This is a genomic window from Nocardiopsis sp. B62 (assembly GCF_018070675.1).
In the GTDB taxonomy this organism is placed as follows: Bacteria; Actinomycetota; Actinomycetes; order Streptosporangiales; family Streptosporangiaceae; genus Nocardiopsis; species Nocardiopsis prasina.
This window is the reverse complement of sequence record NZ_JAGPXK010000013.1, coordinates 100,701-115,065: the sequence shown is the minus strand read 5'-3', so window position 1 is coordinate 115,065 and position 14,365 is coordinate 100,701. Positions and strand designations below refer to the sequence as shown.

Sequence of the window (14,365 nt, the reverse complement as noted above, 5' to 3'; positions counted from 1 at the left end):
AGCACTGATTTCAAAGTGGTCCGAGAGGTCACTTTCTCAGAGTTTTCCCACGTCACCCCAGGGGTGCCCGGTGCCCTTTCGGCGGATCTTCGATTCTTCTGTCAAGCTGGGCGTCCTTTGTTAGTCTGACGAACCGAACGACGGTTCCCGGTGGAAGTTCGGGAATTGTGTGGAGCGGGGACACTTGTCCGCCGGATCGGATGCTCGCCGCCGACCCCCGGCCACGCGCCACGAACCCCCTCTCCCGCCAGAACCGTCGAGGCGTCCCCCCGGCGTTAGGGGCGTCTGGTCGTCTCGCGGGCCCAAAGGACCCGAGAAACGATTTCCTCCCTGGTCAGGGCGGTGGTGCGGGGCCACCGCCATCCGCCCACCTGATGCGAGGAGACGAGATTGTGGCACAGGCGCAGTCACCGCAGGAGCGCGATGACCACTCCCTGGCCAAGATGATGTCGACGGAGGATGGGCGTGGAACCAGGCGCGAAGGAAGGTTCCGCCGGGCCATCTCCCGGATGGTCAAGTCCCAGGAACCCCCGTCACCGGAGACCGAGCAAGGAAATCCCGTGCATCAGCCCGTGCATCCGCACTCGCAGAACACCGACCGAACGTCGGACGGCGAGGAGACAGCCGCGACGGAGCCCCCCACCGGACCCTTCTCCGCGTCCGCCGAGAACGGTTACCGTCCCACCTCCAGGGTGAGCGTCCCCAACCCCTACACGACCCGGAACCTGGAGATCGACGACGTCGACACCGGAGCCAACCAGGTCGGCCAGTGGCGCGGAGTCGGACTCAACGAGCCCGAACCGCGCAGCCCACACATCCCCGCCACCACGGACACCATGACCGACAGCCCCAGAGCATCAGAGCACACAGAGCGGCCCGAGGCCCCTGTGTCACCCACGGCACCGGCGACACCGGAACCCGCCGCCGCCCCACGGCACACGCCGGGGCAGCGTGCCAATCACGAGCCCCCGAGGGCCGAGGCACCCAGGGTCGACCCGGGCCCGCCCGAGGCCGCTCACGGCGGCGCCCAGCGCCCTGCCGCGCCGGTCGAGTCGAGGTGGCCCGCCGCCGACACCGCCGCGCCCCAGGCGCAGTGGACGTCCCCTCAGGGTGACTCGCCGTACGAGCAGCCGCGCCCCGCGCCCGCCCACCCCCAGGGGTCGGAGCCGGGCCGGGACCACCGGGCGACCGGTCAGGGCCCCCAGGCCCCGTACGGCTACCAGGGCCAGCCCGAGCACGGCTACCGGGACCCCCAGGGCTACCCGGAGGCCCGCAGCCACCAGCCCCAGGGCTACCCCGAGGCTTACGGGTACCAGGAGCCCCGTTACTTCCCCGGTCACCCGGAACAGGCCCCCCAGGCCCCCGGGTACCAGGGGCACGGCTACGGCCGTCCCGAGGCAGCGCCCCACGGCTACCAGCGGCCGCCGCACGAGGCCCAGGGCCACCCGTACGCCGGGTACCCCAGGGCCGACTACGCCCCGCAGCCGCCCGCGCCGCACTACCCGGCCTACCCGCCGCCGCTGCCGTACCAGAGCGCCTATCCGCTGCCCTACCAGCCGCCCGGCTACGTCCTTCCGGGCCAGCCGGTCGTCTACCCGGGCCAGTTCTCTCCCTACGGGCAGATGAACCCCTACGGCCAGCCGGTCCAGCACGTCATCGTGCTCGCCGCCGGCCAGCAGCCCCAGGTGATAACCGCCGAGTCGGCCGCCACGTTCTTCGCCGAGCGCGCCGAGCCGTCGGTCTCCCCTGAGATCGGCCAGGACCGGGCGCTCACCCGCTCCGAGAACGGGACGGACACGCGCACCGCCGACGAACCGGCCCAGGAGGAGGGGGTCGAGCCCGAGGAGGCTCCGACCGCCACCGAGACGCGGACACGGGCCCAGGAGGGTCAGGCCTCCGCCGACGCACCCGTCACGGAGACCGCCGGTGTCGGGACGGCCGAGCCGACCGACGTCGGCTCCGCTCCGCGGGGCGAGGTTCAGGAAGACCTCCTCAACGAGGCGCTCGCCGGTCTGGCCATGCGGGACCTCTCCCTGGTCGACGCGCTCCTGGAGATGGTCGAGGCCCTGGAGACCGGGGCTCAGGACCCCGATCTGCTCGACAAGCTCTTCCAGATCGACAACTTCGCGACCCGTATGCGACGCAACGGCGAGAACTTCCTGGTGCTGACCGGGCACGACGGCGGAGAGTCCGACGCCCACGACGAGATCGTCCCGCTGCTCGACGTGGCCCGCGCCGCGACCTCGGAGATCAAGGACTACCCCAGGGTCAGCCTGGGCAAGATCCCGCAGACCTCCATCACCGGTCTGGCCGCCGACGACATCAGCCACCTCCTGGCCGAGCTGCTGGACAACGCCACCGCGAACTCGCCGGAGCACTCCCAGGTGGTGGTCAGCGCCCGCGAACTGGACGACGGCCGCCTCATGATCGTCGTCGAGGACGAGGGAGTGGGCATCCCCGAGGCCCAGCTGGTGGAACTCAACAGCCGGCTCGACGGTGACCCGGTCCTGGACGACGACGTCCCCAAGCACATGGGTCTGTACGTGGCCAGCCGGATCGCGCAGAAGCACAACCTGGAGACCAGGCTGGAGTCGCGCTCCTTCCGAGGGGTCAGTGCGTACACCATCGTGCCCAAGGAACTCCTGCGGGTGGCCACGCCCCGGACCCCCGGACAGACCAGTACCGCCACGATTCCCAGCGCGAGCGCTCCCGTGACCTCGACCGGCCCGATTCCACAGCAGTCCTCCGACGGCCGTGCGGTCAACGGCGCCGGAAGTCCCAAGCCCCCGCCGCAGCCCTCCGCCGGAGGCAGCGCGACGGTCACCTCGGCGGGCCTGCCCCGACGCAGCGCCACCCCGCACGGTTCGCCGCTGCGGATGATGCCGCACCCCGACGCGCTTTCGGACAACGCGCCGCCCCCGCCGAAGGGCCGGGAGGAGACCCCGCCCAGGCTCACCGGTGAGGCCCGTGCGGAACAGATCCGTGACGAGCTCGGCGACTTCCTCGACGGGGAACGCGCCGCGCTCGACGGCGAGGAGCTCGAGGACGACAAGGAATGACCCTCCCAACGGGGGCCCGCACGTTCCGACCGGGCCCCAGACCCCAGACCCCCAGCGAACACGACCTTCGGCCGAGGCAGGTAGAGCACAACCATGACTGAATCCACGAACGACAGCGTTGAGAACTTCTCGTGGCTCATCGACCGGTTCGTCCGGGACGTGCGCGGTGTCGAGCACGCCGTGGTGGTCTCCTCCGACGGCCTGGTCCTGACCCACTCCAGTGACTTCCCCGAGGTGCACGCCGAACAGCTCGCGGCCATCGCGAGCGGGCTGCACAGCCTGGCGGTCGGCGGTGCCAGTCTGTTCCAGCGGGGGGAGTGCGAGCAGCTTCTGGTTCGCTTCAACCACGGCCACCTGTTCATCATGGCCATCAGTGACGGTTCCTGCATGGCGGTGCTCACCGCACCCGGTACGGAGCTGAAGATCGTCGGTTTCCAGATGGCCAAGCTCGTGGACAACGTCGCCCACGTGCTCACTCCGCAGCTGCGCTCGCAGCTGCGCGAGGTCATCCAGAACTGACGAGCGGTGACCCGTAACGGTTCGGCAGGAATGAGGTTGCCGCGGCTATGAGCTTCCGCAGGCGAAGGAGTAACCGTGTTCGCCCGTTCACCTTCACGGGTGGGCGGACGCGGTCACGGCATCCGCTGATGGTGCAGACCCTGGTCTCGACGTCCGAGCCCGGGCAGGAACCTCCTGGCACCCTCATGCCGGAGTCGATCAGTATTTACAAACTGTGCCGGGAGACGCGGTCTCTCGCCGAGGTGTCGGCTGAGTTGAACATCCCCCTGGGTGTGACTCAGGTTCTGGTCAGTGACCTGGCCGAGCAGGACCTGGTGTACATCCACCCGACCATCACCGGCAGCAGTCCGTCCGAAAACCAGGTTCTGGAGAGGGCTCTTCGTGGTCTCGAACGACTTTTCCAGTGACAGCAGGTCGAATCGCAAGAAGATGTCGAGCAAGATCGTCATCGCCGGTGGCTTCGGTGCCGGCAAGACGACCTTGGTGCGCTCGGTGTCGGAGATTCCGCCGGTCACTACCGAAGCGATCATGACCGAGGCCAGTGTCGGGCACGACGACACCTCGGTCACACCCGACAAGACGACGACCACCGTCGCGATGGACTTCGGCCGAATCACCATCGACGACGAGCTGGTCATGTACATGTTCGGTACACCGGGGCAGGCCCGGTTCTGGTTCATGTGGGACGATCTGGTCTGCGGCGCCGTGGGCGCCGTCGTCGTGGTCGACTGCCGAAGGCTCGCGGACTCCTTCGACGCGGTCGACTACTTCGAGACCAACAAGCGGATTCCCTACATCGTGGCGCTGAACAAGTTCGAGGGGCGCCTGGACTACACCGCCGAGCAGGTCCGCGAGGCTCTGGAGGTCAGTCCCGAGGTCCCCATCATCGACTTCGACGCGCGACACAGGACGTCCGGCGGCGACGTGCTCAAGACCCTGTTGCGGTACGCGCTGGAGCACAACCGAGCCAGCGAGCCCGTCGCCTGACGGGCGGGGGCGTTCGGACCCCCTCTGGCCGATCCTCCCCGCAGCCCCCGTAGATTCCCAGGAAAGTTAGCGACACAATGCGCAAGATCCTTATCGTCGGCGCTGGCCACGCCGGCCTGCACCTGGCTCACGGTCTCCTGACCCATGGCTACGACGTCACGGTGATCACGGGGCAGTCCTCGACGGAGATCCGGACCGGGCGGCCGTCAGTCACCCAGTTCACCTTCCCGACGGCCCTGGACTACGAGCGCGAGTACGAGCTGGATCTGTGGAGCGCCCTCAGCCCCCAGATCCGGGAGCAGCGAGTCCACCTCTACCCCGGTGCGGACCGTCCGACTCTGTCCCTCAAGGGACGGACCGGCAAGGCCAACGACTACATGGTGGCGGTGGACCGCCGGGTCAAGATGGCCGACTGGCTGGAGTTCTTCGAGGACCGGGGAGGCAAGGTCGTCATCCACGGTGTCACCGTGACGGACCTCGACTACTTCTCCCGCATGTTCGACCTGATCATCGTCGCGGTCGGCCACGGGGAGCTGGGCCAGCTCTTCGACTACGACGAGAGCAGGTTCAGCGGAGCCCGCCCCCGGTCCATCGCCCAGGCGCAGATCTACGACGTCTGGCCGAGCACGGAGGACGACGACAACGTCGGCTGGGCCTGTTCCGCCCGGGAGGCCGGGAACACCATCTTCATCCCCATGCTGAGCCAGGACGGCCCCTGCCACAACCTGCTCATGGTGGACAAGCGCGGCGGCCCCATGGACGCCTGGCCGGACCGTCCGGGCCCCGAGGAACAGCTGCGCCGTATGAAGGACCTGCTTCGCCAGTACTCCCCGGAGTACTACGAGCGGGTCAAGGACACCGTGCTGGTGGAGGGCGGCCGCAGCACCCTGATCGAGGAGCTGACTCCCCAGGTACGCAACCCTGTGGGCACGCTGCCCTCCGGGGGGAAGGTCCTCGGGATGGCGGACGTCGTCGTCACGATGGACCCCTACGTGGGGCAGAGCTGGAACAATTCCACCAGGTGCGCCAAGGCCTACCTGGAGTCCATCATGGAGCACGGCGATCGCCAGTTCGATGAGGATTTCCTGGTGAGGACCTTCGACCGGTTCTGGGAATTCGGTCTGCACAACCAGATGTGGTCCGAGATGAATTCCACGTTGTGGGACCAGGGTGACCTGCCCACCCACTTCTATGAGTTGGTCGAGACGGCCTCGACGCACTCGGAGGTCGCCGACCGCTGGATCCAGGGCTGGGACTATCCTCCTGACTACGCGTCTTGGCTCCTCGACCCGGAGGAGTCCATGAAGTACCTGGCCGAGGTTCGGGCGCGCAACGGGGGATGACCGGTTCCGAGCGCGCCTCGCAATGCCCGATGTCCGCGGACATCGGGCATTTCCTTTTGGTAACAGATTTGTTGAATTTCTGATTGTGTCGCGCACGGAATGGGGTCAGTGTGATGACCGAAAAATAGTGTTCCGTTGTCATGTGTCCTGAATCGCGGATACGATCCCCTCTGCGTATTGCTCGGCACGGCCGTGGGGCACGTGTGATTCACGTGCCAAATGAGTCGTGTTCGGCTTGTTGGTCCCACTGGGGATCACGGGTATTGCGGTTGCATCCTGTGTCCGTCACTGCCCTCGATCTCTGAGGTATGAGCGGTGCGCGTGCACCTTCACGAGACTCGCAAGCCAACCCCGTGACATGCCCTCGGGCCAGGACCCGCCCGGGGCGAGGACGTCGAGTTCGACCGGAGGAACGCGATGACCAGGGATGCTGACGGCGGCGGCGCTGCTCGCTCGCCCATAGCCGTGGTCGGGTTGGCGTGTCGCCTGCCAGGCGCCTCGAACCCGGACTCCTTCTGGCGGCTGCTCTGCGAGGGCCGTGAGGCCATCACGCCGCCGCCCGAACGCCTCGGGTGGACGTCGACGGAGCGGGACCACCACTGGGGCGGCTACCTGGACCGCGCCGAGGACTTCGACGCCGCCTTCTTCGGGGTCTCCCCCCGCGAGGCCGTGGCCATGGACCCCCAGCAACGGCTCATGCTGGAACTCAGCTGGGAGGCCATCGAGAACGCCCGGACCGCCCCGGACAGCCTGCACGGGACCCGGACCGGCGTCTTCACCGGAGCGATCGCCTCGGACTACTCGCATCTCCTGCGCGACCTGCCCGCCTCGCACCACAGCCTCACCGGCGGCCAGCGGGGCATGATCGCCAACCGCGTCTCCTACACGCTCGGTCTGCGCGGGCCCAGCATGACCGTCGACAGCGGCCAGTCCTCCTCCCTGGTCGGCGTGCACGCGGCCATGGAGAGTCTGCGCAACGGCGAGTGCGACCTCGCGCTGGCCGGCGGTGTCAACCTCATCCTCCTGCCCCAGAGCACCGAGCACGTGGCCCAGTTCGGCGGCCTCTCACCCGACGGCCACTGCTACACGTTCGACTCCCGCGCCAACGGCTACGTCCGGGGCGAGGGCGGGGCCGTGCTGGTTCTCAAGCCCTTCGACCGCGCACTCGCGGACGGGGACCACATCCACGCGGTGCTCTCCGGCGGGGCCGTGAACAACTCCGGCCCCACGTCCTTCCTGGCGCGACCCGAACCGGAAGGGCAGGCGGAGGTCGTGCGCGCGGCGCACCGCCGGGCCGGGATCGATCCCGCCCACGTGGGCTACGTGGAGCTGCACGGCACGGGCACCCCGGCCGGTGACCCGGTCGAGGCCGCCGCCCTCGGCTCGGTCTTCGCCGGGCGTCCCGGAGCCCTACGGGTGGGTTCGGCCAAGACCAACGTGGGTCATCTTGAGGGCGCGGCCGGGATCGTCGGCCTGCTCAAGGTGGTGCTCAGCCTCTCCCACGGGCTGCTGCCCCCGACCCGGAACTTCTCCACCCCCAACCCCGAGATCGACCTGGAGGGGTTGGGGCTGCTCCCACAGACCGTGCGCGAGCCCTGGCCGACCGACACTCCGCTGGCGGGGGTGTCCTCCTTCGGTATGGGCGGCACCAACTGCCACCTCGTTCTGGCCCCGCCGCCCCGGCGGTCGTCGGACACCCGCCAGGATCCGGGGGAGGGCGCGCTCGACCCGGTGCCCTGGGTCCTCACGGCGCGGTCAGAGGACGCACTGCGTGCCCAGGCGTCGGTCCTGCACTCCTTCGTGTCGAAACGACCCGGACTGCGCCCTGAGGACGTGGGCTACTCGCTGGTCACCACCCGCACGGTCATGGACCACCGCGCGGTCATCCTCGCTCCCGGGGGCAGCGGCACCCGCGAGCTGGAGTCGATCCGTCCCTCCGGCGCGCCCATGACCGAACACGACGGGCGCGGCCCGGTCCTGGTCTTTCCCGGACAGGGCGGGCAGTGGGAGGGCATGGCCCGTGCGCTCCTGGACAGCGACGGTCAGCTCGCCCGGATCTTCGGTCGGAGGCTGCGCGAGTGTGAGCGCGCCCTCGACCCGCACGTCGACTGGTCCCTCACCCGGGTGCTGAGGGGGGAGCCGGGGGCACCCCGCTACGTCGGATCCGGGGCGCGTGTGGACGTCGTCCAGCCGGTCCTGTGGGCGGTCATGGTGGCGCTGGCCCGCGTGTGGGAGGCCCTGGGCGTACGCCCCGCGGCCGTGATCGGTCACTCCCAGGGCGAGATCGCCGCCGCCCACGTCGCGGGGGTCCTGACCCTCGAGGACGCCGCCAAGGTCGTGGCCCTGCGCAGCCAGGCGCTCACGGCGCTCGGTGGCAGCGGTGCCATGGCCTCGCTCGGAGTCTCTTCGGAGCGGGTCCGGGAACTCCTGGAGACCCTGCCGGACCTCCACCTGGCGGCCGTGAACGGCCCCGAGTCCGTGGTGGTCTCGGGCGACCCGGGGTCGGTCCGCGCCGCCGTCGACCACTGCGTGGACGAGGGTGTGCACGCCGCCCTCGTGGACGTGGACTACGCCTCGCACTCGGCGCACGTCGAACGGATCCGCGAGACCCTGCTCGAACAACTGAGGGGTGTCACGCCGAGGCCGGCCCGGGTTCCGGTGTTGTCGACACTGACCGGCGGCGTGCTCGGCACGGACGAGCCGGTCATGGACGGTCGGTACTGGTACGAGGGGCTGCGCAACCCGGTCCGCTTCGCCGAGGCGGTGGCCGGGGCCCTGACCGACGGGTACACCGCGTTCGTGGAGGTCGGTCCGCACCCGGTCCTGGCCCGGGGGGTCGAGGGTGTACTCGACGCCCACGGGGTGCGGGGTACGGTGCTGCCCACGTTGCGCCGGGACCACGGTGACTCCGCCCAACTGCTGACCGCCGCCGCCCAGGCCTTCACCTCGGGCCTGGACGTCGACTGGGGAAGCCTGTTCCGGGGCTCGGGGGCCCACCGGATCGACCTTCCCACCTACCCCTTCCAGCGGACCAGGTTCTGGCCGGAGTCCCTGCCGGCGGTGTTGGCCGACGAGCCCCCGGAGGCCGAACGCGCGTCCGAACCTCTGGACCGGGAGGGCGGGGGGACCGCCGGTCTGGTGGCGTCCCTGAGCGCCCGGGTCCTGGAGCTGGACGAGCTGGACCCCGCCGACGAGAACCGCGCCTTCCGCGACCTCGGCTTCGACTCCATCATGCTGCTCGAACTGGCCGACCTGGTGGAGGACGAGACGGGGGTCCGACTCGAGGACTCCGTCCTCTTCGAGCTCCCCACCCCGGCCGCCCTGGCCGGGCACGTCGCGAGGGAACGCGGAGAGGATCCCCGTGTTCCCGCGCGGGAGGGCACGGCTCCGCGTCGCGCCGCCCCGGCGGTGACCGCCCCCGTGGTCGCCCCGGCCGACGAGGACCCGATCGCGATCACCGCGATGGCCTGCCGTCTGCCCGGCGGGGTGCGTTCCCCGGAGCAGCTGTGGCGCCTGGTGGAGGAGGGGACCGACGCCATCGGGCCCTTCCCGGACAACCGGGGTTGGGACCTGGACGGCCTCTACGACCCCGAGCCCGGCACCCCCGGTCGCACCTACACGCGCAACGGCGGGTTCCTTCACGACGCGGACCTGTTCGACCCCGGTTTCTTCGGGATCAGCCCCCGTGAGGCCGACGCCATGGACCCGCAGCAGAGGCTGCTTCTGGAGACCTCGTGGGAGGCCATCGAACGAGCCGGAATGGACCCGGCCAGCCTGCGCGGTGAACAGGTGGGCGTGTTCGTGGGCGCGATGCCCACCGAGTACGGCTCCCGTCTGGCCGACCCCGCCAGCCAGGCCGACGGGGGGTACCGGTTGACCGGGAGCACCCTGAGCGTCGCCTCCGGCCGTATCGCCTACGTGCTCGGCCTGCACGGTCCCGCCCTGACCATCGACACCGCCTGTTCCGGATCACTCGTGGCCCTGCACCAGGCTGCCTCCGCCCTGCGCCGGGGCGAGTGCTCCATGGCCCTGGCCGGAGGCGCCACCGTCATGGCCACCCCCGGCATGTTCCTGGAGTTCTCCGCCCAGCGCGGACTCTCCGCAGACGGGCGCTGCCGTGCGTTCGGCGCCGGGGCCGAGGGAACGGCCTGGGCGGAGGGAGCCGGTGTCCTCCTGCTCGAACGGGCCTCCCAGGCACGCCGCAACGGTCGGCCCGTGCTGGCGCTGCTGCGCGGCAGCGCGGTCAACTCCGACGGCGCCTCCAACGGTCTGACCGCACCCAACCCGGAGGCCCAGGAGCGGGTGATCCGCCAGGCCCTGGCCACCGCCGAACTCGACCCCGCCGAGGTGGACGCGGTCGAGGCACACGGGACGGGAACACGTCTGGGGGACCCCATCGAGGCCACCGCGCTGATGTCGGTCTACGGCGGCGAGCGCGAACACGACCTCCTCCTGGGCTCCCTCAAGTCCAACATCGGCCACGCCCAGGCGGCGGCGGGTGTGGCCGGCGTGATCAAGACCGTGGAGGCGCTGCGCCACGGCCGCCTGCCCCGGACCCTGCACGCCGACGAACCGACGGACCGGGTCGAGTGGAAGGACAGTGGGGTCCGCCTGCTGTCCGAGGGGGCCGAGTGGCCCGACACCGGGCGGCCCCGGAGGGCGGCGGTGTCCTCCTTCGGAATCAGCGGTACCAACGCACACGTGGTGTTGGAAGGGGTGGCCGACGAGGGTGCCCCGGTCACCGTGCCCGACGATCCCTTCCAGCGCTCCCGCCACTGGCTGCTGCCGAGCGGGCCCGAGGTCCGACCGGTGGAACCGGTGGAGCCGCTTCTCGACGACGGACTCACCCTGGCCGACGGCGGAGCGGTCTTCCGAGGCCGCGTCTCCGTCTCCAGCCATTCCTGGGCCGCGGACCACCGCGTGCTCGGGAGGGTGATGCTCCCCGGCACCGCGGTGGTGGACCTGGTGGCCAGGGCGGGGGCGACCGTCGGCGCGGACACTGTCTCCGACCTGGTACTGGAGGCCCCCCTGACGTTGGGCGGGGCCGGAACGGCGGAGCTCCAGGTCATCGTCGGCGCCCGCGACGCCCGAGGGCACCGCGAGACCAACGTGTACGCGCGCCGTGAGACCACGGACGACAGCCCGTGGATACGGTACGCCTCCGGCGCCGTCGCCAGTGCGAAGCCCCGGGAGACGGGCGACGCGCACGCCGCCTCGGAGACGGGTGGGGGTGTCGGCACCCTGCCCCCGGACGGCGCCGAACGGATTCCGGTCGACTACGCCGCCCTGCGGGCCCTGGGTTACGACTACGGTCCCGCCTTCCGCGGACTGAGGTCGGTGCACCGGCACGCGGGCGAACTCTTCCTGGATGTCGAGCTTCCGGACTCCGCCGGTGAGAGCGCGGACTTCCTCGGCCCCCACCCCGCCCTGACCGACGCGGTCCTGCACGCCGTACTTCGCAACCACCGGGCCGAGGGCCACCACGGCCCCCTGGTGCCGTTCGCGTGGGGCGGGGTCCGGCTGGCCCGCACCGAGGGAGGGGAGACACCGCGGCGCCTGAGGGCGCGGCTCACCTCGTTGGGCGACGACCGCTACCGGCTGCTGGCCACCGGCCCCGACGGCGAACGCGCGCTCTGGAGCGTGGACGAGCTGACCCTGAGGCCCCTGGCCGAGGACACGCTGCCCGAACCGGAGCCGGGTGAGATCCCCGAACTGTACGAGCTCGTGTGGGAGCGAGTGGCACCTCCGTCGGAGCAGGCCGCCGAGGACCCGATCCCCGGGGCGCTCCCCTCGCTGGAGGATGTGGAGCCGGGGGCGCCCGTCCCCGAGCTGGTCTGCGCCGAGTTGCCCGCGCACGTGGTCTACACCGAGGGCGGGTCCCTGCACGAGAGGGTACGGCGGGGGCTGGAGTCAGCCCTCGAATCGGTCCGCGCGTGGCTGGCGGACGAGCGCACGGCGCACTCCCGCCTGGCGCTGGTCACCTGGCGGGCGGTGGCCACGTACCCGGGTGAACCGCTCCCCGGGGTTGCCGCCGCCCCGGTCTGGGGCCTGCTTCGAGCCGTCCAGCGCGAGCACCCCGGCCGTCTGGTGCTGTTGGACTCAGACGGCGCCGTGGAGTCCCACCGGACGCTGTCCGTCGCGCTCGGTCTCGACGAACCCCAGATCGCACTGCGTTCGGGCGCCGTCCTCGTCCCCCGGCTGAGGCGCGCCTCGGACACGGCGGTGGAGGCGGTGGCGCCCAACACGCGCTCGTGGCGGCTGGACACGCTGAGCCCCGGTTCCATCGACTCCCTGGAGGCGCTGCCCGCGCCGGAGGCCCTGGACGCGTTGGCGCCACGAGAGGTCCGGGTGTCCGTCCGGGCCGCCGGCGTCAACTTCCGGGACGTGGTGGTCGCCCTGGGACTGGTCGAAGGGGAGACCGGGATCGGCATCGAGGGTGCGGGAGTCGTCCTGGAGGTCGGCGCCGAGGTGTCGGACCTGGCTCCCGGGGACCGGGTGGCCGGAATGTTCGGCGGTGCCTTCGGTCCCTTCGCCGTGGCCGACCGGGCCCGGCTGGCCCGCATACCCGAGGGGTGGACCTTCGAACAGGCCGCGGCCGTCCCGGTGGCCTTCCTGAGCGCCTACCACGGGCTGGTCGACCTGGCCGCCGTGCGGCCCGGCGACAGCGTGCTCGTGCACGCGGCCGCCGGGGGAGTCGGGACGGCCGCCGTCCAGCTCGCCCGACACATGGGTGCGAAGGTGTTCGGCACCGCGAGCCCCCACAAGTGGTCGGAGTTGGCGGCCTACGGTCTGACCCCTGAGCGGATGGCCTCCTCCCGAACGCTGGAGTTCGAGGACCGGTTGCGAGAGGCCAACGGCGGCGAGGGCGTCGACGTCGTCCTCAACTCGCTGACCGGCGAGTTCGTGGACGCGTCCCTGCGCCTTCTTCGCTCACCCAGTGACGGTCGGGGCCCGGGCGGCCGGTTCGTGGAGATGGGCAAGACCGACATCCGCGACGCCGACACCGTGGCGGCCGACCACCCCGGCTGCTCCTACGCCGCGTTCAGTCTGCCGGAGGTGGATCCGGAACGGATCGGCCACATGCTCGCCCGCGTGATGGAGCTGTTCGAGGAGGGGGCCCTGCGGCCGCTTCCCACGACCGTCCACGACGTCAGTGAGGTCCAGACGGCCTTTCGGGCCCTCCAACGCGGTGAGACCGTGGGCAAGCTCGTTCTTCGCGTGCCCGCTCCCTTCCCGCAGGAGGGCACCGTCCTGATCACCGGTGGGACCGGGGACCTCGGCAACCGCCTGGCCCACCACCTGGTCACCGGGTACGGGGCCCGGAACCTGCTGCTGCTCGGTCGCCGTGGTCCCGGCACTCCCGGTCAGGCCGAGCGCACCGCCAGGCTGGAGGCGCTCGGAGCGCGGGTGGAGGTGGTCGCCTGCGACGCGGCCGACCGTGAGGACCTGGCCCGTGTCCTGGACTCGATCCCCGAGGATCGGCCGCTGCGTTCCGTCGTGCACGCCGCGGGTGTCCTCGACGACGCGACCGTTAGCGCCCTGACGTCCGAGCGACTGCACACGGTCCTGCGACCCAAGGTGGACGGTGCGTGGAACCTGCAGGAGCTCACCGACGACCTGTCGTCCTTCGTCCTGTTCTCGTCGGCCGTGGGTGTGGTCGGCAACCCGGGGCAGGGCAACTACGCCGCGGCCAACGTCTTCTGTGACGCCCTGGCGCACGTGAGGCGCGACGCGGGTCAGCCCGCGGTGTCGCTGTCGTGGGGCCTGTGGGAGGGCGGTGGCATGACCGACCACCTGGACGAGAGCGACCTCGCCGTCCTCGGTCGCGGCGGGCTGCTGCCGATGCGGCCGGACGCGGCGCTCGACCTGTTCGACGCCGCCATGGCCCGTGACCTGGTCCACGCCGTCCCCGCGTGGCTCTCCCCCGTCCCAGGCGTGAGCGTACTCAGGGACCTCCTGCCCGCCCGCGCCGATTCCGCCGCGACCGCCGCCTCCGACGCACAGACCGGGGGGAGCGCCCCGGGGGAGGAACACGATCCCGCCGCGCGCTTCGAGGCCATGGAAGCGGACGAGCTGTCCCGGGCCCTGCTGCACGAGGTCCGCGCGCACACCGCCGTGGTGCTCGGCCACCGGTCCGGGTCGGTGGCCGAGGTGCACCCGGACCGGCCCTTCACCGAACAGGGCACGGACTCGCTGACCAGCGTCGAACTGCGCAACAGGCTCAGCGCGGCCGTGGGTGTGCGGGTCCCGGCCACGGCGGTCTTCGACCACCCCACCCCCAGGGCTCTGGCGCGGTACCTCGTCGGTCTTCTGGCACCGGAGCCCCAGGCCACCGACGAACCGCCCGCCCAGCACCGGACGGACACGCCTCCCGAGATGGACGGGGAGGGGGACGCCATCGACGCCATGGGCGTCGACGACCTGGTGAACCTCGCCCTGCGAGGCCCGAGCGTATGA

The 14,365-nt window shown here is 70.9% G+C and carries 6 protein-coding genes; all 6 read left to right on the top strand.

Translation table 11 applies throughout. The features are described from left to right. Window positions 1–560 precede the first annotated feature (560 nt). The 6 genes from KBX21_RS15905 (at window position 561) to KBX21_RS15880 (ending at window position 14,365) form a co-directional block, all read left to right on the top strand. Window positions 561–3,059 carry an ATP-binding protein gene (locus KBX21_RS15905; RefSeq protein WP_307869223.1) on the top strand — a complete coding sequence of 833 codons (2,499 nt, stop codon included), beginning with the start codon at window positions 561–563 and terminating at the stop codon, window positions 3,057–3,059. Between the two features lie 93 nt (window positions 3,060–3,152). Further along, a complete protein-coding gene (locus tag KBX21_RS15900; RefSeq protein ID WP_017543700.1) occupies window positions 3,153–3,578 on the top strand; it encodes a roadblock/LC7 domain-containing protein in 426 nt (141 codons plus the stop codon). A gap of 47 nt (window positions 3,579–3,625) precedes the next feature. Then, window positions 3,626–3,985: a DUF742 domain-containing protein gene (locus KBX21_RS15895; protein ID WP_013151545.1), complete on the top strand. Its 360-nt coding sequence runs from the start codon at window positions 3,626–3,628 to the stop codon at window positions 3,983–3,985. 22 nt (window positions 3,986–4,007) lie between these two features. Continuing rightward, window positions 4,008–4,565 carry an ATP/GTP-binding protein gene (locus KBX21_RS15890; protein ID WP_210842367.1) on the top strand — a complete coding sequence of 186 codons (558 nt, stop codon included), beginning with the start codon at window positions 4,008–4,010 and terminating at the stop codon, window positions 4,563–4,565. A gap of 77 nt (window positions 4,566–4,642) precedes the next feature. Then, entirely contained in the window at window positions 4,643–5,908 is a 1,266-nt protein-coding gene (locus KBX21_RS15885; protein ID WP_049576897.1) for a styrene monooxygenase/indole monooxygenase family protein, read from the top strand. 417 nt (window positions 5,909–6,325) lie between these two features. Beyond that, window positions 6,326–14,365: a type I polyketide synthase gene (locus KBX21_RS15880; protein ID WP_210842366.1), complete on the top strand. Its 8,040-nt coding sequence runs from the start codon at window positions 6,326–6,328 to the stop codon at window positions 14,363–14,365.